This window comes from Roseixanthobacter glucoisosaccharinicivorans, from assembly GCF_043195095.2.
Classification (GTDB): domain Bacteria; phylum Pseudomonadota; class Alphaproteobacteria; order Rhizobiales; family Xanthobacteraceae; genus NCEH01.
The window spans coordinates 4,075,687-4,096,954 of sequence record NZ_CM195538.1 but is presented as its reverse complement, the minus strand read 5'-3'; the positions used below and the strand labels follow the sequence as shown (position 1 = coordinate 4,096,954).

Sequence of the window (21,268 nt, the reverse complement as noted above, 5' to 3'; positions counted from 1 at the left end):
CGTGCCGGATGCCGTCATGCGTTGCCCGTGGCGGATCACAGCACACGGCGCCGAGGCTCGCGGCGAAAGGGGCGCCCAGGGATTTTCGCAGAAGTGCGGGGGGAATTGCGGGGCGTGCGCGCTGGCGCACGTGGGCGCCTTTAAGCGGGCACCTTTGGAAATCGGGGCGATGGCGGTCGGTTTCGCCGCACCATCCGCCGGTGACCCGCGAGGTCATCAGCCGCGCCGATGTGGCGCCCAGCACTTTATCGCCTGCACCATCGCCGGAGCGGAGGTGTTCATTCCAGGTCCTTGCGGATGATCGAGCCGGCGCGCAGATCATGCGCGGAACGCCAACGGCACGGGCGACGCGCACTCCCCTGTTGCCCCATACATCGTCCCGGTTCGGTGGAAATGGGCGCGGCGGCGCCTGATCTGGGCCGCCGCGGCCCCGTCAGTTTCTTGCCGGGAAGCTCAGGGGGCTCATTTCCTCGGCGGTGCGGCCGTGCGGGTCCCACTCCTGCCAGCCGGCCCAGACCCGCTCGCCCGCGGCCTGGGCGCCAGCCCGCAATTCGGCGAAGGAGATTCCGGGAATCTTCCCGCCTTCCATGCGCACGATGCCGTCGACGATCACCGTGTCCACATCGTCGCCGATGCCGCAATCCACGAGGCTCTTGATGGGATCGCGCACCGGCCCGTAGCGCAGGCTGTCGCGGCCCGTGAGGTCGATGGTCACGATGTCCGCCTTCGCGCCGGGGGCGAGGCGCCCGAGGTCCGCGCGTCCCACCGAATGGGCCCCGCCCAGCGTCGCGGCCGAGAACACTTCGGCGGCGGTGGCGGCCTTCAGATTATGGCTAGCGATCTTGCCCATGTAGGAGGCGTTGCGCATCTGGAGGATCATGTCGCGCGGATAGGTGTCCGTGCCGAGCGCGATGTTCACGCCGGCCTTGCGATAGGATTGCCAGCTGTTCAGGAAGCGTCCGCGCCGCGCCACGTTCACCGGGCAATGGGAAATGGAGCATTGGTGGCGGCCCATGATTTCCAGGTCGTGGGATCCCGAATAATTGGCCAGCGGATTATCGGCGGTGAAATTACCATGGCCGATGTTCAGCGTGGACGACATCAGCCCCACATGCTCCAGAAGCTCGATCGACGTCATCTGGTGCTCGCGGATGATGTCGAAGACTTCATGGATATTGTAGGCCGCGTGGATCGCCACCGGCAGCTTGCGTTCGCGCGCCGCCATGGCCGCCTTGCGCATGAGGTCCACGGTGCAGGTCTCGATCTCGCGCGGCACGAGGATGCCGCGCACCCGCCCGTCATGGGCGCCGTCATTGCGGGCGATGAAGTCGAGGGCGAGCTCGAATTCCCGCTCGCCGGCCGCCTCGTCGATGACGCGGACGAGCTTTCCGTTCTCCCCACCGATCCAGCGGCCGCTGTCGAAGCCGGGGCCGAGATAGGCCCGGTTGCCGATCGTGCCGATCTCCTCGAGCAGGGCTTCCTGCACCTTCAGCTGGCTGCCGAACTCCACGAAGGTGGTGATGCCGTTGCGCAGCAGTTCGGCGGCGGTGAAGCGGGCATTCAGCGTCAGGGCCTCGGATGCGGCCTTGTCGTCGGGCCGCACATAGCGCACGTCGCCGCCGACGCGGGTGCCTTCCCGCGCCACGCTGATTTCCAGGAACGGCTGGCCGAAATAATCCGGCCGGCCGATGTCGCTGATAAGCCGGTGCGAGGCGCGATGGCCCGAATGCACGTGCGTATCAATGAAACCGGGCACCACGAGGCGGTCGCGGGCGTCCATTTCCACATCGACGGTGCCCTCGAAGCGCGCGCCGACGAACAGGATCGTATTGCCTTCCCAGACCAGTTCGCCGTTCCGCCACAGCGTGTGGCCCGTGCCGTCATGACCCACGAGCCAACCGCAGGTCATGCGGGACCGTTTCTCACCCATTGATCAGCTTCCTTGTTCGCTGGTGACTTCCGGAAAAAACAGGTCCTTCCAGCTCGCGGGGCGCTGCTTCAGCGTGCCGATGCGGGCGAGGAAGTCCGAGAGCGCGCCGCTGTTCTGGGGGGCCGTGTTGTAGGCCATCGACGGGTCCTTGATGCATTCGACGATGAGGTCGAGCGGCAATTTGGACTGCTCCGCCTTCAGATAGATCGCCGCCGCCTGGTCGGGATGCTCGGCGATGAAGCGATTGGCTTCATGCATGGCGGCGAAGAAGGCGGCATAGGTTTTCGGGTTCTGGGTCCGGAAGCGCTCCGTGGTCCAGGTGGCGAGCGCGGTCGTCGGCGTGCCGAACACGTCGGTGCTGGACCAGACCTTGTGGATGCCGGGCTTGCCGCGCAATTGCTGGATGAAGGGCGCGGCGAACGTATAGCCGTCCACGACCCCATTATTGGTCAACAGCGCGGTCGCGCCCTCGGGTCCGGCGAGGCCAACCGTCATGGCGTTGAGCCGATCATGCTTGCCGGCGCCGAATTGCCGCTCGGCGGCGATCTGGAGCATCACCGCCGGGAACGAGACCTTCACCGCCGGCAGGCCGATCCGGTCCTTGTCGGTGATGTCGGCGAGCGTCTTCATGTCCGGATTGTTGGTCAAAAGCTCGTACGGCATGGCGGAGAGGGCGACGATGCCGCGCATGGACCGCTCGCCGGCGCTTTTGGTCTTGTCCCACGCCACCATCATGGCGGTGATGCCGCCGCCGCCGATGTCCAGCGAGCCGGAGAGCAGGCCGTCACCGATATCGGGCGCGCCGGTGAAATTATGGATATCCACGGGGACAGGAGGAAGTCCGGCCTTCTTCAGCTCCGCATCCAGCAGGCCGGCGTCACGCATGACGTAGACCGGCAGATAGCCGAGGCCGAATTGCACGCCGACGCGCAGCGTCTGCACCTCGGCACGGGCCGGCAGCACCATGGCGGCCACCAGCAACGCACTCGCCAATACTCGCTTCATCAGCTTTCCCCTTTGCGGTCACATGCCCCAGCGGCGGATGGTGAGGTTTTCCGCGGTGCGAAACACCACGCCCTCGAAGAACAGGCCGATCAGGATGATGGTCATCAGGCCGGCGAAGACGTTGGCCGTGTCCATCTCGGCGCGGCTCTGGTAGATGAACCAGCCGAGCCCGCCGGAATGGGAGGAGACCCCGAACACCAGTTCGGCGGCGATCAGCGTGCGCCAGGCGAACGCCCAGCCGATGCGCAGCCCGGTGAGGATGGACGGCACCGCCGACGGCACGAGGATGTGCGCCACGAGGCCCACCCCGTGCAGGCCGAGATTGCGGCCCGCCATGCGCTGGGTCTGCGGCACGGCGAGAAAGCCGGTGTGGGTGTTGAGCGCCACCGCCCACAGCACCGAATGGGTGATCACGAACACCAGGCTGAAATTGCCGATACCGAACCAGATCAGGGCCAGCGGCAGCAAGGCGATGGCGGGCAGGGGGTTGAACATCACGGTCATGGTGCCGAGCACGTCGCCGCCGCCGGGCACTGTCACGGCCAGCGTCGTCAGCACCGCCGCGCAAGCGACGCCGAGCGCGTAGCCGCTGGCGAGGACCCGCAGGCTGGACCACACCCGCGCCGGCAATTCGCCGCTAAGGCAGGAATCGATCAGCGCCTCCAGGGTCCGCGAGAAGGTCGGCACGAGCAGCGAATCGTTGAGATAGCGCGCATACACCTCCCAGATCACCGCGAAGGCGATCACCACGAGCAAGCGGCGGACCGGGGCATGATCGAGGGCGCGCCGCCACCACGGCAGAGCGCGGGCCACGGGCATGTCGTCCGGCAGCGGAGCCTGCACGTCGTTCAAGATGTCCGGCCGGGCCGGGGGTTCGATGGGGTGCCGCATGTCAAGCATGGGTGCGTTCATGGGTGCGTTCCCCGAACAGGAGGGTGTCGATGCGCCGGCGCATGGCCTCGAACCGCTCTCCGCCGCGGTCCGCTTCCGTGATGTCGCGGCAGTCGATTTCGGCGCGCACGCGGCCGGGATGGGGGGAGAGGACAATGATGCGGCTGCCCACCAGGATCGCCTCGTCGATGGAATGGGTGACGAACAGCAGGCTGAAGCCGATCTCGCGCCACAGGCGGATCAACTCCTCCTGCATCTGCTGGCGGGTGAGGGCGTCGAGGGCGGCGAAGGGCTCGTCCATAAGCAGCAATTCGGGCTGCATCGCCATGGCGCGGGCGATGGCGACGCGCTGCTTCATGCCGCCGGAGAGTTCATGGGGATAGGCATCGCGAAAGCCGGTGAGCCGGACGGCGTCGATCGCCTCCAGAGCGCGCGCCTTCGCCGCATCGGCGGTGAGGCCGGCGCCCTTGCGCAAGGCAAAGGCCACATTGCCCAGCACCGACTTCCAGGGAAGCAATTGGTCGAATTCCTGAAACACCATCATGCGGTCGGGTCCCGGCCCGGTGATGGCGCGGCCGTTCAGGCGGATGGCGCCCGACAGCGGGCGGATGAAGCCGCCCACCGCCTTCAGCAGGCTCGACTTTCCGCAGCCGGACGGGCCGAGCAGGACCGCGCGTTCGCCGCGATGCACGTCGAAGCTGACGCGATAGGCTGCGGTCACCTCGCTCCGGCGGGTCCGGTACCGGATGGTGACATCGTCGATCTGGAGCTGCGCTCGCATGAGAGGGTCAGCCCCTATTTGTAAGTGCACTTATCATATGCTGACTTAAAGCAATATTTATGCCAAAACGAATGGGATGGGGCGCGGGGATTCGATGACGACAAGCGTACGAGGCGGTTCGATGCGTGCGGAGCAGGGTGCGCGGACGCGCACGGAGATGGGCGCCGAAAAGGGCGCCGAAAAGGGCGCGGAACTTGGCGTGGGCGCCGGCGCCGGCGCTGAACTGACGGAACGGCCGGGATTTCTCATCCGCCGCCTGCACCAGATTCATCTCGCGATGTTCTATGAAGCCTGCTCGGGCCTGAACATCACGCCGGTGCAATCCAGTATTCTCAGTGTCCTTGCCCGCCGGCAGGGTCTGGACCAGGCGGGGCTGGCCGCCATGATCGGCGTGGATCGCGCCACCGTGGGGCAGGTGATCCGCAGGCTCGCCGCGCGCGGCTTGGTCGAGCGGGGAAACAGCAGTGAAGACAAGAGGTTGAAGCTGGTTCAGCTCACCGAGGACGGGCGGGCGCTGCTGGATCGCATCGCGCCCTTAACCGCCGCCGCGCATCGGCGCACCCTGGCCGCGCTCTCGGACGAGGAGCGCACGAATTTCATGGCCTATCTGAAAAAGCTGGTCGAAGCGGACAATGCCCACGGCCGCGCGCCGCTACGCTGGGGGCCGGCTCTGCCCGAATAATAGGCGAATGCTGGTTGGTTTTTAGTCTTTCCGGTGTGCGAGCGGGGAGGGCGACCCTTCTCTCGCGTGGTGTGCGGCCCCGGGTCGGGGCCACACTTCGCGCCTCAATACAGGCCGACGCTGACATTGTTGCGCGCCGCGTTCGCGGGCGACGCCTGGGCCGCCGAGGGCTTGGGGGCCGGCCGGGTCTTCTTCTTCGCCGGTGTCGGCGCGAGGGCGGCGACCTGCTTCGGCGCCCCCGGCTTGTTCATCGCGATCAGTTCGGAGACGGTGACGAACTTGTAGCCCTTCGCGATCAGCGCATCGAGCACCCGCGGCATCGCGGCCACCGTGGTGGCGTGAATGTCGTGGGCCAGAATGATGGCGCCGGGGCGCACCTGCTTCATGACCTGATCATAGATGCTCTGGGCATCGCGGATCTTCCAGTCCAGCGGGTCCACCGACCAAAAGATCATGGTGATACCGTACTTCTGAACCAAATGCTGCTGGAGGGCAGGCGTCATGGCGCCGTAAGGCGGGCGCAGATACAGCGGCTTCTTGCCGATCGCCGCCTCGATCGCCGCCGATGTATCCTCGATCTGCTTGTCGGCGGCGGCGATGGTCAGCTTCGGCAGCTGGGGATGGTTCCACGAATGGTTGCCAATCTCGTTGCCGCCTGCCGCAACGGCGCGCACCACGTCCGGATAGGCCGAGGCATTGGTGCCGAGCATGAAGAACGTCGCCTTGATGTTCCGCGCCTCAAGGATTTTCAGCAGCTTCGGCGTCGTCTCGGGATTGGGGCCGTCGTCGAACGTGATGGCGATATAGGGGCCATCCACCTCCATGAAGCGGTAGGAGGTGGGGGGCGGCACCGGCGCCGCGGGGGCGAAGACGGGAGCGGCGGCAACCGGAAGTACGCCCGGCTGCGCCTGCGCGGCCTGCGGGACGCCGGCAACGGCCGGGACGGCGGCACTCACGGGCTGGATCGGCGGCAGGGCGGGCAGGGCCGGCAAGGTGCCTTGCGCCTGCGCCACCACGGTCGCCGGAGCCGGCGCATTGGCTTGCGGTAGCGCGGGAAGCGCCTGGGACGCGGTCGTCGCGCTCGCACGCGACGTGATCGAGCCCGTGGTGATCGGCGCCGGAGCAGCCGCAACGGAAGACGCCGCCTGCGCCACGGGGGCGGGCTTGAGCATCTGATTGGCGGCGAACCCGAGACAGAGCGCGCCAGAAACCACGAGTGCGGACAATGCCAAAAGCCGTTTCACGGCGCCGACTTTCTAAGTTTGAAGAGCTTTATTCTAGCAGTGTCACTCTTCTTGTGTGGATAAATCGTGAAGCGCAAGAGGCCGCGGTGTGTCGGCATTTGGCCAAGCCGCAGCTCGGGCCCGGAAAATTCAGCCGGCACATCGCTTTGGCGGGATGCGCACGCCTCCTTGAAAATGCTCGCTTTTTTCAATGCTTCGGTGGCTGGCGCGCGCTCGGCGGCGTTCGCGGAACACACCGGACGCCGCGTCATGGCGCCACCCTGGCATGCGAGCGGCGTGGGTCTCTTGCGCGCGTGGATCGCAGGTATGCCGCAGGAGTGCGCGCCTAAGGCACGCGTTTTTTCTCGAGTTTTCGCGCCAGGGTGCGGCGGTGCATGCCCAGCCGCCGCGCGGCCTCCGAGATGTTGAAATCGGTCTCGACCAGGGTTTCGTGGATGCGCTCCCATTCGAGATTCTTCAAGGATGTGGGGCGCGCGCTGACGGCGATTGAGGGATCGCCATCCACCTTGTCGAACGCGGCCTCGATGTCATCCGTGTTCGCGGGCTTCGCCAGGTAATGGCAGGCGCCAAGCTTGATCGCCTCCACCGCGGTCGCGATGCTGGCGAAGCCGGTGAGCACGACGATCTTCATCCCGCAATCGTGGTGATGCAGCGCCTTCACGCATTCAAGGCCGGACCCGCCCGCCAGCTTGAGATCGACCACCGCATATCCGGGCGATTGCGCCGCCAGAAGCGCCTGCACGCCCTCCAGGCGATCGCTGACATGGACCTCGTAGTCCCGGCGCTCGAACGAGCGGCGCAACGCCTTCGCGAAGGCGGCGTCGTCCTCCACGATCAGCAAGACGCGCTTATCGTCCATCACTCACTCCAAGCGAGAGCGCGGCCAGCGGCAAGGTGACGGTGACCGCCGCGCCCCCATCCGGATCGTTCTGCGCGGTGACGCTTCCGCCGAGCTTGCGTACCACATTGACCACCAGGAACAGGCCGAGGCCGCCGCCCGGCCGGTTCTTGCTGGACCGGTAGGGCTTGCCGAACGCGGCCAGCATGTCGGAGCCGAATCCCGGTCCGGCGTCGCGTACCGTTATGAGAAATTCGCTGGCCCGCTGAAGCACCGTGACGCCCACCCAGTTCGGCGAAGCCTCCAGCGCATTGTCGAAGATATTGAAAATCACCTGCTTCAGCGCCGGGTCGGAAATGATCGCCGCGTCCGACACGATGGCGTTGCGGTAGTCGAGGTGCGGGGGCGAGCGGCTGGAGCGCCATTCCTCCACCAGTTCGTCGAAGAAAGCGCTCGCGGTGGTGCGCACCGTGCCTTCCCCGCGCGCCTCGCCCGACGACATCAGGATATCGGAGACGATGGTCTTGCAGCGGTCGAGCTGGCTTTGCATCTCGTCGAGTTCGTCCACCAGCTCCGGATCGGCCTTGAACGCCTCGATCCGACGCCAGTCGTTCAAGATCACGGACAGCGTCGCAAGCGGCGTGCCGAGCTCATGGGCGGCACCGGAGGCCAGAAGGCTCAGCCGCACGATGTGATCCTCCTCCGCCGACCTCTGGCGCAGGTCCGCAAGGTGGGCGTCCTGCGCGCGCAGATTGAAATTGATGCGGGTGATGAACAGCACCAGCAGGCATCCCGCCAGCAAGAAGCAGACGAACATGCCCTGAATATGGAGCTCGAACAGGCGCATATGCGGCTCGTGGATCGCCAGTTCCAGCTTGCGATAGGTGGTGGTCAGCCAGAGATACCCGCCGCAGGCCAGCGCCACGAGGATCCAGGCGGTCCAGGCCTCCAGCAGCACCGCGCCGAGGGTAATCTGCAACAGATAGAGCGACACGAAGGGGTTGGCGGCGCCCCCGCTCAGATAAAGCTGGGCCGTGAGGGCTGCAACATCGAGCACCAGTTCGAGAAATAGCTCGGTATTCGTCACCGCCTCAGATTTGAAATGGCGCAGCACGCTGACCAGGTTGAGCCCGATCAGGAACAGCATCACCGCCGTCAGTTCCGCCAGCGGCAGGTGGATGTTGAACCAGAATTTGACGATGAGGATCGTCACCACCTGCCCGATCACGGCAAGCCAGCGCAATTGAATCAGCAGCAGGAGGTTTTGCTTGTTGGCCGTATCGCGGATGGAGCCCGTCATGCTGCTGACCGAATGCCCTTCGTTCCGGGGTCTTCAGATGAAGACGAGCCCGGCCGTCACCATTACCGCCAATCCGAACCAGGTCAGCGCGTAAATCAGGTGATTGTTCGGAAAGTCGATGATCGTCAACCCGCCCTGCGGCCCGCCGCCGCTGGCCTCGGCGTCGATGAAATAGGGCGCGGCATCCGGCACCCCGCGCTTCTGGGCGATGGCGGGCACGTCGCGCGAGTACCAGCGATCCCCGGCCGGGTCGTTGGCGCGCAGGAAGCCGCCCTTGGGCTCGCTCATGCGCATGAGGCCGACCACCACGGAGGGATCCGAGGTGCGCCGGGCGGCCCGCGCCTCGTCCGGCGGCACGAAGCCGCGGTTGACCAGCACGGTGAACCCGGCGTCGGTTTTCAGGGGCGTGACGACCCAGAACCCGCCGCCACGCTCGGTCACGGCCTTCACCAGGGTTTCGCGATCATTGAGGAAGGTGCCGGTCGCCCGGACCCGTCGATATTCGTCGCTGGCTGCCGAGATGCCGGTCCAGGCCTGCGGGCCGGGCGCGGCGACCGGTGGCGCGTGGACGCGCGCCTCGATGCGCGCGATCAGGTCGAGCTTCCAGGCCCGCCGTTCCAACTGCCAGATTCCGAGCCCGACCAGCAGCGCGCTGAGCGCCACCGCGAGAAGCCGCAACACGAGTCGCGCGCTCTGGGAGCGGGGAGGATGGGGAACGGCTGTCGTTCCGTAACCCGGATCCCGCTCGCCAACCTCCTGTCCCCGCACGGCCGATCGCTCCTTCGCGCCGGCCCTCCGGGTCACGGCATCTGACGCATGTCGTGGACCGGCATCATGTTGGCATTGAGATGGTACATGACCCACAGCGAACCGCTGAGGGCGATGACCACGATGATGATCGTGAACATCAGCGCCATCATGCTCCAGCCGCCTTCCACCCGCGTGTTCATGTGCAGGAAGAAGATCATGTGCACGACGATCTGCACCGCCGCGAACGCGGTGATGGCGATCGCGGTCAGCTGGTTGTTGCCGAGCGCGCCGCTCATCACCAGCCAGAAGGGAATGGCGGTGAGGATGACGGACAGGCCGAAGCCGATCCCATAGCTCGCCAGCGAGCCGTGGGCGTGATCGTCATGGTGATCCGCGCCGTGGCCGTGGTCTGCGGCGGCGCCCGGTTCGTGGTGCGCTTGCGCGGTCATCGCAGCATTCCCATCAGATAGACAAAGGTGAAGACGCCGATCCAGACCACGTCCAGAAAGTGCCAGAACATGCTGAGGCACATGAGGCGGCGGCGGTTGGCGGGGATCAGGCCGCGCTGGCCCACCTGCACCATGAGCGTCACCAGCCAGACCAGGCCGAACGTCACGTGCAGCCCGTGGGTGCCGACGAGGGTGAAGAAGGAAGAGAGGAAGGCGCTGCGCTGCGGCGTCGCGCCTTCATGGATCATGTGCGAGAACTCGAACAGCTCGATGGACAGGAACGCCAGGCCGAATAGGGCGGTGACCGCCAGCCAGAGCTGCACCTGCCCGATCCGCCCCCGCGCCATCGCCAGCATGGCAAAGCCATAGGTGATGGAGGAGAGCAGCAGCATCGTGGTGTTCAGCGCGACAAGGTTGAGGTCGAAGAGATCCTTCGGCGCAGGTCCCGCCGCGTAATTGCCGCCCAGCACGCCATAGGTGGCGAACAGCATCGCGAAGATGAGGCAATCGCTCATCAGATAGATCCAGAAGCCGAGGGACGTGCTGCCCCCGTCCGGATGGGCGTGCTCGTCGACTTCGTAGAAGATCGGCGCGGTGGCGCTGTCCGAAGGTACTGCGAGCGTCATGGCGTCACCTGCGCGGCGAGGAGGCGGGTGCGCGCATCCTCGGTCCGGATCACGTCTTCAGCGGGAATGGAGAAGTCGCGATTGTAGTTGAAGGTGTGGGCGATGGCGATGCCGAGCAGGGCCACGAAGCTGACCGCCGCCAGCCACCAGATGTACCAGATCAGGGCGAAGCCCAGCGCGACGGCACATCCGGCGAGCAGAATGCCGGTCGGCGTGTTGCGCGGCATGTGGATGGGCTTGAACCCTTCCAGCGGGCGGGTGTAGCCGCGCTGCTTCATGTCCCACCAGGCATCGCCGTCGTGGATCACCGGGGTGAAGGCGAAATTATAATCCGGCGGCGGGGAGGAGGTGGCCCATTCCAGGGTGCGGCCGTTCCACGGGTCGCCCGTGGTGTCGCGCAGCTGCTCGCGCTTCAGGATGCTGACGCCGATCTGCACCAGGAAGGAGAGGATGCCGAGCAGGATCAGGAACGCTCCGAAGGCGGCGATGATGAACCAGATCTGCAAGGAGGGGTCGTCGAACACCCGCAGGCGGCGCGTCACGCCCATCAGGCCCAGCACGTAGAGCGGCATGAAGGCGAAATAGAAGCCCACCACCCAGAACCAGAACGACATCTTGCCCCAGAACGGATCCAGCTTGAAGCCGAACGCCTTGGGCCACCAATAGGCGATGCCGGCGAACATGCCGAACACCACGCCGCCGATGATGACGTTATGGAAATGGGCGATCAGGAACAGCGAGTTGTGCAGCACGAAGTCGGCCGGCGGCACCGCGAGAAGCACGCCGGTCATGCCGCCGATGACGAAGGTGAGCATGAAGGCCACCGTGTACATCATGGGCAGCTCAAACTTGATGCGCCCGCGGTACATGGTGAAGAGCCAGTTGAAAATCTTCGCGCCGGTCGGGATCGAGATGATCATGGTCGTGATTCCGAAGAAGGAATTCACGCTCGCGCCCGAGCCCATGGTGAAGAAGTGGTGCAGCCACACGAGGTAGGACAGGATGGTGATGACCACCGTCGCATAGACCATGGACGTGTAGCCGAACAGCCGCTTGCCGGAGAAGGTGGAAGCCACTTCCGAGAACACGCCGAAGGCCGGCAAGATCAGGATGTACACCTCCGGGTGACCCCAGATCCAGATCAGGTTCACGTACAACATCGGGCTGCCGCCGAAGTCGTTGGTGAAGAAGTTCATGCCGAAATACCGGTCGAGCGCCAGCAGCGCCAGCACGGCGGTGAGGATCGGGAAGGAAGCGACGATCAGGGCATTGGTGCACAGCGAGGTCCAGGTGAAGATGGGCATCTTCATCAAGCTCATGCCCGGCGCGCGCATCTTCACGATCGTGCAGATCAGGTTGATGCCGGACAAGGTTGTGCCGACACCGGCCACCTGTAGCGCCCAGATATAATAATCCACGCCCACGTCCGGACTGTAGGAAATGCCGGAGAGCGGGGGATAGGCGAGCCAGCCGGTTTTCGCGAATTCGCCGACGAACAGCGACATCATCACCAGGATCGCGCCGCCCACCGTCATCCAGAAGCTGAAATTGTTCAGGAACGGGAACGAGACGTCGCGCGCGCCGATCTGCAGCGGCACCACATAGTTCATCAGCCCCGTCACCAGCGGCATGGCGACGAAGAAGATCATGATGACGCCGTGGGCGGTGAACACCTGGTCGTAATGGTGCGCGGGCAGGTAGCCGTCCGATCCACCGAACGCCAGGGCCTGCTGGAGGCGCATCATGATGGCGTCGGCGAAGCCGCGCAGCAGCATGATGATGCCCAGCACCATGTACATGATGCCGATCTTCTTATGGTCCACGCTCGTGAACCATTCCTTCCAGAGATAGCCCCAGAGGCGGAAATAGGTCAGCGCGCCGAACACCACGAGGCCGCCCAGGGCCACCGCGGCAAAGGTGGCCACCAGGATCGGCTCGTGGAACGGAAAGCTCTCCAGCGTCAGCCGCCCGAAGATCGGACTGACGGGCGTCGAGAACGCGGACATGGCGGATTGAGACACGGCGGATGCAGACATGGCGTCTCGCGTCAGGAGTTTGAGGGCCGGCGGGCGGCGGGCGCGAGAAGGTCCGCCGGGGCGCTGATGGGCGTGAAGGAAGGCGCGGGAAGCCCCGCGCCGAGGATGCGCGCGGGCCCGTTCCCCTGGCGGGGCGCGAAGGCGTCGACGCTGGTGGCGGCCGCCGCGAGGTCTTCCGGCGAACAGATGCCGACCACCATTGCGGGAGCGCCGCCGAACACGGTGCCGCGGCGGGCGAACTTGTCATAGGTCAGCGGCAGCACATTATTGATGCCGGCCATGCCCAGCCCGCCCTTGGCGTCGATGGCCATCATCTCGCTCATGCACATCTTGCCTTGCTCGACGCACAGATTGAGAATGGCGTTGAACAGCGCCGGATCGACATGGGCGTAGCGGGTCACGGGCACGTTCTGGCTCGGCTTTTCAAGCTCCAGATAGGACGCGCGCGTCAGATCCCCGCCGCCGGCCTTGGCGCTGGCCAGCCACGTATCGAAATCGGCCGGGGATTGGCCAAGGAAGCGGAAATGCATGCCGGAGAAGCCGGCGCCGCTGTAATTGGCGGAGAAGCCGCGATAGGACCCGGCCTCGTTGATCACCGCGTGCAGGCGCGTCTGCATGCCCGGCATGGCGTAGATCTGCCCGGCCAGCGCTGGGATATAGAACGAATTCATCACCGAGGAGGCGGTGATGCGGAAGGAGATCGGGCGATCCACCGGCGCCGCGAGCTCGTTGACCGACGCGATGCCGTATTGCGGATAAATAAACAGCCACTTCCAGTCGAGCGCCACCACCTCCACCTCGAGCGGCTGCGCGTTGGCGGGAACCGGCTGGTCCTCGGCGATGCGCTCGATGGGACGGTAGGGATCGAGCAGGTGGGTGCCCATCCATGTCAGCGCGCCGAGGCAGATGATGATGAGCAGCGGGGCGGCCCAGATCACCAGCTCCAGATGCGTGGAATGATGCCATTCCGGCTCATACCGCGCCTCGGTGTTGGACTGGCGGTAGCGCCAGGCGAACAGCACGGTGAGGGCCATCACCGGAATGATGATGACCAGCATCAGGACGGTCGAGATGATGACCAGGTCGCGCTGCTGCCAGGCCACATCGCCCGCCGGATGCAGCACGGTAAAGTTACACCCGCTCAGGAAGGCCATGAGCGGCAGCAAGGCGAGGACGCGGAAGCGACTCAATACAGCACCTGTCACGCACGTGGTGGGCTCGCCGCATCGCTAGCTGCGCTGCAACACGAGGGACATTGGACAATTTGCCCAATGCCGCAACGCACACTCGCGAGGGAATAAGGAGCCTGCGGCAGGCTGCTTCCCAGCGGGGCGGGACTGGCGTATGAAAAGCAACTCCATATTGGTGCGAAGATCATGGCGAATGCGTCATCGACGATTGAACGGGACGCGAGGCAGATCCATGCCGGCCATGGCGACGTGGACCCCGGCGAGATTGCCATCGGGGTCATCATTGGCCGAACCTCAGAGTTCTTCGATTTCTTCGTTTACGCAACGGCGGCCGTACTGGTCTTTCCGAAGCTGGTGTTTCCCTATGTGGATGCCCTGACGGGAACACTCTATTCCTTTGCCATTTTCGCCCTCGCGTTCATCGCGCGGCCCTTCGGCACTGCACTCTTCATGGCCATCGACCGGGCCCATGGGCGCGGCGCGAAGCTCACCTTGGCCCTGCTTCTGCTGGGCACCTCCACCGTCGCCATCGCCTTTTTGCCGGGTTATGAGCACATCGGCTCGGCTTCCGCCTTTGTGCTCGCGGCGTGCCGCATCGGACAGGGCCTGTCCTGGGGCGGCACCTGGGACGGGCTGGCGCCGCTGCTGGCGATGAACGCCCCGGCGGAGCGGCGCGGCTGGTATGCGATGATCCCGCAATTGGGCGCGCCGCTGGGCCTCATCGTCGCGAACGGGCTGTTCGCCTTCTTCGTGGCCAATCTCTCCCCGGAGGATTTTTTCAGCTGGGGCTGGCGCTATCCCTTCTTCGTCGCCTTCGCGATCAATGTGGTGGCGCTGTTTGCCCGCCTGCGCATGGCGGTGACGCCGGAATATACCGAGCTGTTCAAGCGCGGCGAGCTTCGCCCGGCGACGGTGACGGAGACGGTGCGGGCGGAAAAGCACGGCATCATCGTGGGCGCCTTCGCCCCGCTCGCCACGTTCGCGCTGTTCCACATGGTCACGGTGTTCCCGCTCTCCTGGGTGTATCTGTTCACCAGCGAGGGGCCGGCGCGCTTCCTGCTGATCGAGATCGTCGGCGCGGTGTTCGGCATCGGCGCGATCGTCGCCTCGGGCTTCGTGGCGGATCGCGTGGGGCGCCGCAACCTGCTCGGCGCCACTGCCGCCGCCATCGCGGTGTTCAGCGGCTTTGCCCCGCAATTGCTCAATGGCGGCGTGGTGGGCGAAACCGCGTTCATGGTGCTCGGCTTCGTTCTGCTCGGCCTGTCCTTCGGCCAGGCGTCGGGCGCGGTGGCATCCAATTTCGGGCGCAATTATCGCTATACGGCGTCGGCCCTGACCAATGATTTTGCCTGGCTGTTCGGCGCCGGCTTCGCGCCGCTGGTGGCGCTGGCCCTGTCCAGCAGCTTCGGCCTCATCTCGGCGGGCGCCTATCTGCTTTCCGGCGCCATCTGTACCTTGCTGGCGCTGCAGTGGAACAAGAAGCTGGAGCTCGGCGGCGGCTGAACCTGCCCTGCCGGGCGCTTTTCCGGGCGCTTGGGCTCAGGCCCGGAGCGCGTCCACGGCGCCCTTCAGGATCGCGGCCACGGCGTCGCGGAAAGGCGGAAACACCGCCGCGACGCTGGCGTCCGTCCCGGTCCAATTGACCGTGAAGCAGAAGGTGACGCGTGCGGCGCCCACCACCATCTGGCCCGGCAGGCAGAAGCAGTGGAAATCGCCCCAGTCGATGCTCCCGCCCTTCGCATAGGCCGCGATGCCGGGCGGCACCACCTGGGCGATGGCGTCGGCCATGGACTGGATGCGCATGAATTCCGTGAGGCTTTCCGGCTTTGAGAAGAAGGCGCCGGTGAGCGCCGTCTGATACCATTTCACCAATTCGTCAGCGCTGCTGACCATGGTTTCCTGGTCATTGACGGGCGCACGCGGCGGCCCGGGCATCCAGCCGGTTTCCAGCTTCTTCACGCCCTCCCAGCCGATATCCGTGCCGAGCGGCGCGCCGGCGATGTAGGAGAACAGGCGGCGGGTCGAATCGGGAATGCGTGTGTTCTTAAGCCCGGCTTCGGCGATCAGGGCGCGCACCTTGTCCGGGCCCACTTTCGCAAGCGCGATGTCGGTGGCGGTGTTGTCGCTGTGGGCGATCATGGCCTCGAGGATACTGCGTGCCTGGGTGGTGCCGGTCAGGTTGAGAAGCACCGGGCTGCTGGCGGAGCGCACAGCGTCATCCACTGTCCATTGGTCGGTCTCGGACAACAGACCGGATTCCGCGGCGCGTAGCGCCTGGGCGAGGATGAAGGTCTTCACCGCGCTGCCGATGAACAGCGGAACCTGCGGATCGCGAGCGTCCTTCCAGCTCTGGCCCGGTCCCTCGCAGACGATGAGGGCGCTTTTCGTGGCCGGGATCTTGTCGAATTGACTCAGTCCGGCGCGCACCGCCTCAGGCGTTGAGGCCGCGAGGGCGGGCGTGGCGAGGGCCATTGGCGCGACCGCCGCGCCGGAAAGAAACAATCGACGATTCAGGCTCATGACGCACCCTCCGTAGAGGATGCACGCTACATGAACCGTGCGACCGCCCCAATACGCCCGCCGCGCGCGGCGGGCCCTCAGATGCCGGTGGGCCAGAGATCTACGGCTTCGAAATAGGGCAGCAGGCCTGTGCCGGGATGGCAGTTCACATATTCCATGTGCGTTCCCTCCAGCAGGGCGAATACCTCGTGCCAGGTGACGACCTCCCGCTTCTCCTTGTAGAGGCGGTTCATCGCGATGGCGTGGCGATAGATGTCCAGATGGGTTTCGTGGGATTTCGCCCAGCGCTCCAGGTGCTCCAGCGAGATGAAATAGCCGTGCACCGAGGTTTCCCGGCGCGGCGCCCCCTGCGGATCGAGATTGGTCATCACGCGGAGCGACAGCGTGCCGGTCTCGACCGGATTGTCCACGAGATGGCCCATGCCGCGCATCAGCTTGGGCTGGAGATTGTCGTGATAATCCGCGGTCTGCTCGTTTCCCGCGCCTTCCCAATATTGGCCGGAGCGGATGGCGATCATATTGTGGGGCGAGGTCACCCGCAGCCGACGGCCGAGGCTCGCCGGCGTGCGGCGCGCCGGCATGCCCTGTCCATAGGGGCTTTCCAGCGTGTCGATGGCGGACACCGGCATGCGGTCGCGCGCGGCGCCGAAATAGCCGTTCATGGTGATGGGTTGGAGGCTCGCGCCCGGCGTGCGGGCAAGGCCGATGGGATAGTTCTGCGCCGAATAAATGGTCTCGTGCCGATCATAGGGCACGCAGATGGTTTCCCGCCACAGGCCGCGCGGTTCCGCGTGCCGGGCGGGGTCGCGGAACCAGGTCATGAACGGCGAGGCCGCGCTCCAGCGGGCATGGGCCGTCGCGTCCAGCCAATAGGCGACCAGGATGGCGTTGACCGCGCCGGTCTCGTCGGTGGTGCGCATGATTTCGTGTGCGCACGGGCCGTCCAGGTCGAAGCTGGCGGTGAGGCGGGCGAAGAAGTCCGCCTGCTCGGCCCAGCTGAGCCCCTCGCCCTGAAGCGCGAAATAATCGCTGACCAGTAGCCCGACGGGTTCGCTCCAGCGCAGGGAGAAGCGGGGCGCCGCCGGTTCGTGGCCGGGCGGGCGGCGTTCCGGGACGATGCGCGGATAGGTGATGTGGAAAACCATGGCGGGCTCGCGGGACGGGAACAGATCGGGCAGGGACAGGGGCCGCGGCGCGGAAAGGCGTCGCGGCCACCGGCATCAGTTGAGGGTCTTGTCGTTCCAGCGCGCGGCGGCCTTGGCGGTTTCGAAGGGATAGACCGTGGCAAGATCGGCGCCGCGCCATTCCACGAAGATGGGATAGGCGGTGCTTGAGAGCCCATTGGCATCGAAGGCGGTGCAGCCGCCGGGAATGCCCTTGGCGAAACCCTCGCCGCACAGCTTCAGCGCGGCGATGGCGTCGCGGATCTTGTCGGGATCGCGCGACTTGGCGGTGTCGATGGCCTTCGCCATGTGTTCGAGCGCGGCGCCATACATGATCACCTCATGGGTCATGAACGTCCCGTACTTTTCCTTGTATTTGGCGGCGAGCGCCGGGGCGAGGTCGTAATTGGCGGGGGCGATGGAGAACACCCCGTCGGCATATTCGCCGAGCCCCTTGGCGAAGTCGGGAATGATGTATCCGGCCGCGCCGCCGACGATGGGCATCTCGATCTTCTGCTGGCGCATGGCGCGGATGATTTGAAGCGCGTCGTTGAAATAGGACACGGGGAAAACGATGTCCGCCCCGGACGCGCGCAGCTTGTTGATCAGCGGGGATACATCGGTGATGCCGAGGGGATAGGCCTCGTCCACCACCAGGGGAATGCCGGCCTTGTTCGCCGCTTCGCGCAGGCCCTTGGCCTGGGCGGTGCCATAGGCGGTGTCCTCGTAGAAGATGGCGACCTTGGTGACGGGCGCGCCGGCCTTCTTGGCCAGCGCCGCGGCATAATCGAATTGCGCCTGTCCGTAGGTGGTCGCCTTGGCCGAGACCTGGAAGATGTATTTGTAGCCGCGCGACGTGATCTGGTCGGCGAAGGAATGGGTGATCATGGGGATGCCCGCGCGCTCCGTGACCTCGGAAGCGGCCAGCGTCACCGATGAGACGAACGCTCCGAGCATGCCCACCACCTTGTCCTGGCTGAGCAGGCGCTGGGTGGCGGCGGCCGCCGTCGCCGGGCTCGGCACGTCGGCATAGACCAACTCGATCTTCGCGCCGCCGAGGCCCTTGAGGCCGCCGGACGCATTGATGGCCTCCGCCGCCATTTCGATGCCGTTGCGGCTGTTAACGCCGAACTGGGCGTTCGGGCCGCTGAGCGGCAGGACGACGCCGATCTTCACGCTCTCCTGTGCGGCGGCGGGGGTAAGGGCGGCCAGGGAGACGCCGACGGCGATCGCTGCCGCCCGGCTCCCGCTCCAGATGTCGCGCATATGCATGTTCCCGTCTTTTTTGAAGGCGGGCCTAGAATGAAAACGAAGTGAGACAGTTGTCAATTTTTTCCGACGACAGGAGATATTTTTATCCCAACGCCCTTAGATAAATCAGCATTTGAAAGGATTTTTCCAATTTTCAATGAAGTCGGCATAACGCGACAAAGAGCCGGATTCGATTTTTATGGACGGTATTGGAAGGCTCGAAGCTGGGTCTCAGAGGGATCAATGTTCGTCTGAAAATTCCGACACCGATTAGTCCGGATCATAATCGGCCTCATTGAATATTTTTCAGGCATATTAAAATGTTAAAAATCAATATGTTAAATGATATTGATGCTTTCTTGACCGCGAATGCTGAATTTTCGACATATGGGAGAGATTGACGAAAATTTCCGACATGCCTTAGGTTCGCCCGCATCGGGTCCGCAGAGGCCCTCTCCTGCGAGGTGAGCACCATGTTCCAAGCGATCGTCCGCCGCCGCCTTGTTCTGGCCGGCCTCATGGGCCTGGCGATGTGCGGCACAGCCGCGGTGACGCGCGCTGTGGCTGCGGAAGACGTGGTGATCGGCGTGATCCAGCCGCTCAGCGGTCCCAATGCGCAGTTCGGCATCGGGTCGCAGCGCGGCACCGAGCTGGCGGCGGAGATGATCAATGCGGCCGGCGGCATCAAGGCGCTGGGCGGAGCCAAGATCAGCCTCGTCACGGCGGATGTTCCCACCCCCGCGACGGCGGCGGCCGCAACCCAGCGCCTGATTTCCCAGAACAATGTCAGCGCCGTCATCGGCGCCTTCGTCTCCTCCATCACGCTTGCGGCGTCCGAGGTCACCGAGCGCGCGGGCATCCCGCTTGTCACCTTCGCGTTCGCCGACCAGATCACCGAGCGCGGCTACAAATACGTGTTCCAGGTGTCGCCCAAGGGCACAGTGTTCGGCGCGGCGCAATTCGATTACGCCGCCGAGATCGCCAAGGCGGCGGGCGAGAAAATCGAGAAGGTGGCCATCCTCTATGAGGACACCGCTTATGGCACCGCCCAGGCGAAGGGCCTGCGGGCCGCCGCCGCCAAGGCCGGCGTCCAGGTGGTGCTCGACGAGGCCTATCCCCTCGGCATCACCGATGTGTCCCCGCTGGTGAACAAGCTGCGCGCGTCCGGCGCGCAGATGGCCTTCCCGGTCTCCTATCTCAATGACGGCCTGCAGATCATCCGCGCGCTGCGCCAGCAGCAGATCGACATTCCCGTGGTCGGCGGCGCGGCCGGCTACATCATCCCGGACTTCAAGAAGGGCCTCGGCGAATATGCCGAAGGCGTGCTGTCGGTTGCCGCCGCCTCGGGCGACCTGATCCCGGACCTCGCCGCCAAGTACAAGGAAAAATACGGCACCTTCATCACCCAGGAGGCGCTGATCCATGCGGCGGCGCTGGACGCGGTGGTGCAGGCCATCGAGAAGGCCAAGTCGAAGGATCCGGAAAAGATCCGCGACGCGCTGGCCACCCTGGATTATTGCGCCGGTTTCGCGCGCGGCGTGCCGGGCGGCTGCGTGAAGTTCGACGCCAACGGCCTCAATGCCTCGGCCTTCCCCATCATGGTGCAGTGGCGCGGCGATGAGCCGGTCACCGTCTATCCCCCCAAGTCGGCGAAGCAGAAGCCGGTGTGGGCCGGCAAGCCGGTGCCCTGAGCCGCATCCCCGTCGCCGTGCCCTCTCCCGCGGGAGAGGGCTTCTTCCTTCCCATCCCGGTGGACATCATGCTGCAATCCTTGGTCGACGGCATCCTTCTGGGCGGGGTCTATGGCGTCATCGCCACGGGCCTGTCCCTCGTGTTCGGCGTGCTGGGCGTCGTCAATTTCGCCCAGGCCGAATTTTTGATGCTCGGCATGTATGTGGCCTGGTTTGCCTGGCGCTATCTGGGGCTCGACCCGCTGCTGGGCTCGGTGCTCTCGTTCATCGTGGTGTTCGTGGTCGGCTATCTGGTGCAGCGTCTGCTGATCGCCCGCGTGCTGAAGGCGCCGCCGGCGGCCCAGGTGTTTCTCACCGTGGGGCTGCTGATCGTGCTGGAAAATGCCGCGCTCATGCTCTTCGGCTCGGATTTCCGGTCTGTCAGCGTGCCTTACCAAGTCCAGGGCTTCCGGCTGGGCGATATATTCGTCGGCGCGCCTTATCTCTATGCGTTCGCCGCCGCGCTGTTCCTCTCCGCCGCCTTGTGGCTGTTTCTCGACCGCTCCTGGACCGGACGCGCCATCCGTGCGGTGGCGCAGGATCCCATGGCGGCGACCCTGAACGGGGTGGATACCCGCCTCACCTACGGGGTGGCGTTCGGCCTCGGGGTCGCGCTCACCGCCTTCGGCGGCGCGGTCATCCTGCCCTACATCACGGTCAGCCCCACCATCGGCGGCCAATTCGTGGTGGTCATGTTCACCGTGGTGGTCCTGGGCGGCCTCGGCAGTGTCGCGGGCGCGCTGGCCGGCGGGCTGGTGGTGGGGATCGTGCAGTCGGTCTCCACCCTGTTCTTCCCCATCCACCTTCAGAATCTCTGCCTGTTCGTCATCTTCATCGCCGTTCTCGCCCTGCGTCCGCAGGGCCTCATCAAGGGCGCCTGAG

Annotated in this window: 20 protein-coding genes; 4 read left to right on the top strand and 16 right to left on the bottom strand. The window is 65.3% G+C overall.

All coding sequences use genetic code 11. The features are described 5' to 3' along the window. Positions 1–433: 433 nt before the first annotated feature. The 4 genes from V5F78_RS18945 to V5F78_RS18930 are packed head-to-tail and all read right to left on the bottom strand — an operon-like array spanning position 434 to position 4,607. Positions 434–1,930, bottom strand: coding sequence for a chlorohydrolase family protein (locus tag V5F78_RS18945; protein WP_394070124.1), 1,497 nt, complete (start codon positions 1,928–1,930; stop codon positions 434–436). A gap of 3 nt (positions 1,931–1,933) precedes the next feature. Beyond that, positions 1,934–2,935 (bottom strand): ABC transporter substrate-binding protein, encoded by a 1,002-nt coding sequence (locus tag V5F78_RS18940; RefSeq protein WP_394070122.1) that lies wholly within the window; start codon positions 2,933–2,935, stop codon positions 1,934–1,936. A gap of 18 nt (positions 2,936–2,953) precedes the next feature. Further along, the gene (locus V5F78_RS18935) at positions 2,954–3,826 is read right to left on the bottom strand and encodes an ABC transporter permease (protein ID WP_394070447.1); all 873 of its coding nucleotides are present in this window, start codon (positions 3,824–3,826) and stop codon (positions 2,954–2,956) included. Position 3,827: 1 nt separating this feature from the next. Beyond that, positions 3,828–4,607 (bottom strand): ABC transporter ATP-binding protein, encoded by a 780-nt coding sequence (locus V5F78_RS18930; protein ID WP_394070120.1) that lies wholly within the window; start codon positions 4,605–4,607, stop codon positions 3,828–3,830. A gap of 121 nt (positions 4,608–4,728) precedes the next feature. On the opposite strand from V5F78_RS18930, the gene V5F78_RS18925 reads away from it, so the two are divergent. Further along, the gene (locus tag V5F78_RS18925) at positions 4,729–5,289 is read left to right on the top strand and encodes a MarR family winged helix-turn-helix transcriptional regulator (RefSeq protein ID WP_394070119.1); all 561 of its coding nucleotides are present in this window, start codon (positions 4,729–4,731) and stop codon (positions 5,287–5,289) included. A gap of 104 nt (positions 5,290–5,393) precedes the next feature. Here V5F78_RS18925 and V5F78_RS18920 read toward each other — a convergent pair whose 3' ends face one another. From V5F78_RS18920 to cyoA, 9 genes are all read right to left on the bottom strand, one after another. Beyond that, complete coding sequence (locus V5F78_RS18920; protein WP_394070117.1) at positions 5,394–6,533, bottom strand: polysaccharide deacetylase family protein; 1,140 nt, start codon at positions 6,531–6,533, stop codon at positions 5,394–5,396. Beyond that, complete coding sequence (locus tag V5F78_RS18915) at positions 6,530–6,784, bottom strand: hypothetical protein (RefSeq protein WP_394070115.1); 255 nt, start codon at positions 6,782–6,784, stop codon at positions 6,530–6,532. The genes V5F78_RS18920 and V5F78_RS18915 overlap by 4 nt, the downstream gene beginning before the upstream one ends. Positions 6,785–6,858: 74 nt before the next feature. Then, positions 6,859–7,392: a response regulator transcription factor gene (locus V5F78_RS18910; protein WP_394070113.1), complete on the bottom strand. Its 534-nt coding sequence runs from the start codon at positions 7,390–7,392 to the stop codon at positions 6,859–6,861. Continuing rightward, the gene (locus tag V5F78_RS18905; RefSeq protein WP_394070111.1) at positions 7,382–8,671 is read right to left on the bottom strand and encodes an ATP-binding protein; all 1,290 of its coding nucleotides are present in this window, start codon (positions 8,669–8,671) and stop codon (positions 7,382–7,384) included. Before V5F78_RS18905 ends, V5F78_RS18910 begins: the two co-directional genes overlap by 11 nt. A 33-nt stretch (positions 8,672–8,704) precedes the next feature. Beyond that, positions 8,705–9,352, bottom strand: a complete 648-nt coding sequence (locus V5F78_RS18900; protein ID WP_394070109.1) for an SURF1 family protein — start codon at positions 9,350–9,352, stop codon at positions 8,705–8,707. Positions 9,353–9,471: 119 nt separating this feature from the next. Beyond that, positions 9,472–9,870 (bottom strand): cytochrome o ubiquinol oxidase subunit IV, encoded by a 399-nt coding sequence (gene cyoD, locus V5F78_RS18895; protein WP_394070107.1) that lies wholly within the window; start codon positions 9,868–9,870, stop codon positions 9,472–9,474. Then, the gene (gene cyoC / locus V5F78_RS18890; RefSeq protein WP_394070105.1) at positions 9,867–10,496 is read right to left on the bottom strand and encodes a cytochrome o ubiquinol oxidase subunit III; all 630 of its coding nucleotides are present in this window, start codon (positions 10,494–10,496) and stop codon (positions 9,867–9,869) included. Before cyoC ends, cyoD begins: the two co-directional genes overlap by 4 nt. Then, positions 10,493–12,502, bottom strand: a complete 2,010-nt coding sequence (gene cyoB, locus V5F78_RS18885; protein ID WP_394070445.1) for a cytochrome o ubiquinol oxidase subunit I — start codon at positions 12,500–12,502, stop codon at positions 10,493–10,495. The genes cyoC and cyoB overlap by 4 nt, the downstream gene beginning before the upstream one ends. Before the next feature lie 41 nt (positions 12,503–12,543). After that, the gene (gene cyoA, locus V5F78_RS18880) at positions 12,544–13,722 is read right to left on the bottom strand and encodes a ubiquinol oxidase subunit II (protein WP_394070103.1); all 1,179 of its coding nucleotides are present in this window, start codon (positions 13,720–13,722) and stop codon (positions 12,544–12,546) included. Positions 13,723–13,908: 186 nt separating this feature from the next. Here cyoA and V5F78_RS18875 point away from each other — a divergent pair, with 186 nt between their 5' ends. Continuing rightward, the gene (locus V5F78_RS18875; RefSeq protein WP_394070101.1) at positions 13,909–15,225 is read left to right on the top strand and encodes an MFS transporter; all 1,317 of its coding nucleotides are present in this window, start codon (positions 13,909–13,911) and stop codon (positions 15,223–15,225) included. A 36-nt stretch (positions 15,226–15,261) separates the two neighbouring features. On the opposite strand, the gene V5F78_RS18870 is transcribed toward V5F78_RS18875, so the two are convergent. The 3 genes from V5F78_RS18870 to V5F78_RS18860 form a co-directional block, all read right to left on the bottom strand. Next, complete coding sequence (locus V5F78_RS18870; protein ID WP_394070099.1) at positions 15,262–16,242, bottom strand: serine hydrolase; 981 nt, start codon at positions 16,240–16,242, stop codon at positions 15,262–15,264. A 77-nt stretch (positions 16,243–16,319) separates the two neighbouring features. Beyond that, positions 16,320–17,387 carry a phenylacetaldoxime dehydratase family protein gene (locus V5F78_RS18865; RefSeq protein ID WP_394070097.1) on the bottom strand — a complete coding sequence of 356 codons (1,068 nt, stop codon included), beginning with the start codon at positions 17,385–17,387 and terminating at the stop codon, positions 16,320–16,322. A 75-nt stretch (positions 17,388–17,462) separates the two neighbouring features. Then, complete coding sequence (locus V5F78_RS18860) at positions 17,463–18,671, bottom strand: ABC transporter substrate-binding protein (protein ID WP_394070095.1); 1,209 nt, start codon at positions 18,669–18,671, stop codon at positions 17,463–17,465. Between the two features lie 458 nt (positions 18,672–19,129). Between V5F78_RS18860 and V5F78_RS18855 the strand changes: the two genes are divergently transcribed. Both V5F78_RS18855 and V5F78_RS18850 read left to right on the top strand, forming a co-directional pair. After that, entirely contained in the window at positions 19,130–20,347 is a 1,218-nt protein-coding gene (locus V5F78_RS18855; RefSeq protein WP_394070093.1) for an ABC transporter substrate-binding protein, read from the top strand. Then, positions 20,323–21,267 carry a branched-chain amino acid ABC transporter permease gene (locus tag V5F78_RS18850; protein ID WP_394070092.1) on the top strand — a complete coding sequence of 315 codons (945 nt, stop codon included), beginning with the start codon at positions 20,323–20,325 and terminating at the stop codon, positions 21,265–21,267. The genes V5F78_RS18855 and V5F78_RS18850 overlap by 25 nt, the downstream gene beginning before the upstream one ends. Position 21,268 lies beyond the last annotated feature (1 nt).

Excerpts from the sequence above, each read along its gene's own strand:
- V5F78_RS18945 (WP_394070124.1), bottom strand. The coding sequence starts at position 1,930 with ATGGGTGAGAAACGGTCCCGCATGACCTGCGGTTGGCTCGTGGGTCAT.
- V5F78_RS18940 (WP_394070122.1), bottom strand. The coding sequence starts at position 2,935 with ATGAAGCGAGTATTGGCGAGTGCGTTGCTGGTGGCCGCCATGGTGCTG.
- V5F78_RS18930 (WP_394070120.1), bottom strand. The coding sequence starts at position 4,607 with ATGCGAGCGCAGCTCCAGATCGACGATGTCACCATCCGGTACCGGACC.
- V5F78_RS18915 (WP_394070115.1), bottom strand. The coding sequence starts at position 6,784 with ATGACGCGGCGTCCGGTGTGTTCCGCGAACGCCGCCGAGCGCGCGCCA.
- V5F78_RS18870 (WP_394070099.1), bottom strand. The coding sequence starts at position 16,242 with ATGAGCCTGAATCGTCGATTGTTTCTTTCCGGCGCGGCGGTCGCGCCA.
- V5F78_RS18875 (WP_394070101.1), top strand. The coding sequence starts at position 13,909 with ATGGCGAATGCGTCATCGACGATTGAACGGGACGCGAGGCAGATCCAT.
- V5F78_RS18910 (WP_394070113.1), bottom strand. The coding sequence starts at position 7,392 with ATGGACGATAAGCGCGTCTTGCTGATCGTGGAGGACGACGCCGCCTTC.
- V5F78_RS18860 (WP_394070095.1), bottom strand. The coding sequence starts at position 18,671 with ATGCGCGACATCTGGAGCGGGAGCCGGGCGGCAGCGATCGCCGTCGGC.
- V5F78_RS18925 (WP_394070119.1), top strand. The coding sequence starts at position 4,729 with ATGCGTGCGGAGCAGGGTGCGCGGACGCGCACGGAGATGGGCGCCGAA.
- V5F78_RS18935 (WP_394070447.1), bottom strand. The coding sequence starts at position 3,826 with ATGCGGCACCCCATCGAACCCCCGGCCCGGCCGGACATCTTGAACGAC.
- V5F78_RS18905 (WP_394070111.1), bottom strand. The coding sequence starts at position 8,671 with ATGACGGGCTCCATCCGCGATACGGCCAACAAGCAAAACCTCCTGCTG.
- V5F78_RS18865 (WP_394070097.1), bottom strand. The coding sequence starts at position 17,387 with ATGGTTTTCCACATCACCTATCCGCGCATCGTCCCGGAACGCCGCCCG.
- V5F78_RS18855 (WP_394070093.1), top strand. The coding sequence starts at position 19,130 with ATGTTCCAAGCGATCGTCCGCCGCCGCCTTGTTCTGGCCGGCCTCATG.
- cyoB (WP_394070445.1), bottom strand. The coding sequence starts at position 12,502 with ATGTCCGCGTTCTCGACGCCCGTCAGTCCGATCTTCGGGCGGCTGACG.
- cyoD (WP_394070107.1), bottom strand. The coding sequence starts at position 9,870 with ATGACCGCGCAAGCGCACCACGAACCGGGCGCCGCCGCAGACCACGGC.
- cyoC (WP_394070105.1), bottom strand. The coding sequence starts at position 10,496 with ATGACGCTCGCAGTACCTTCGGACAGCGCCACCGCGCCGATCTTCTAC.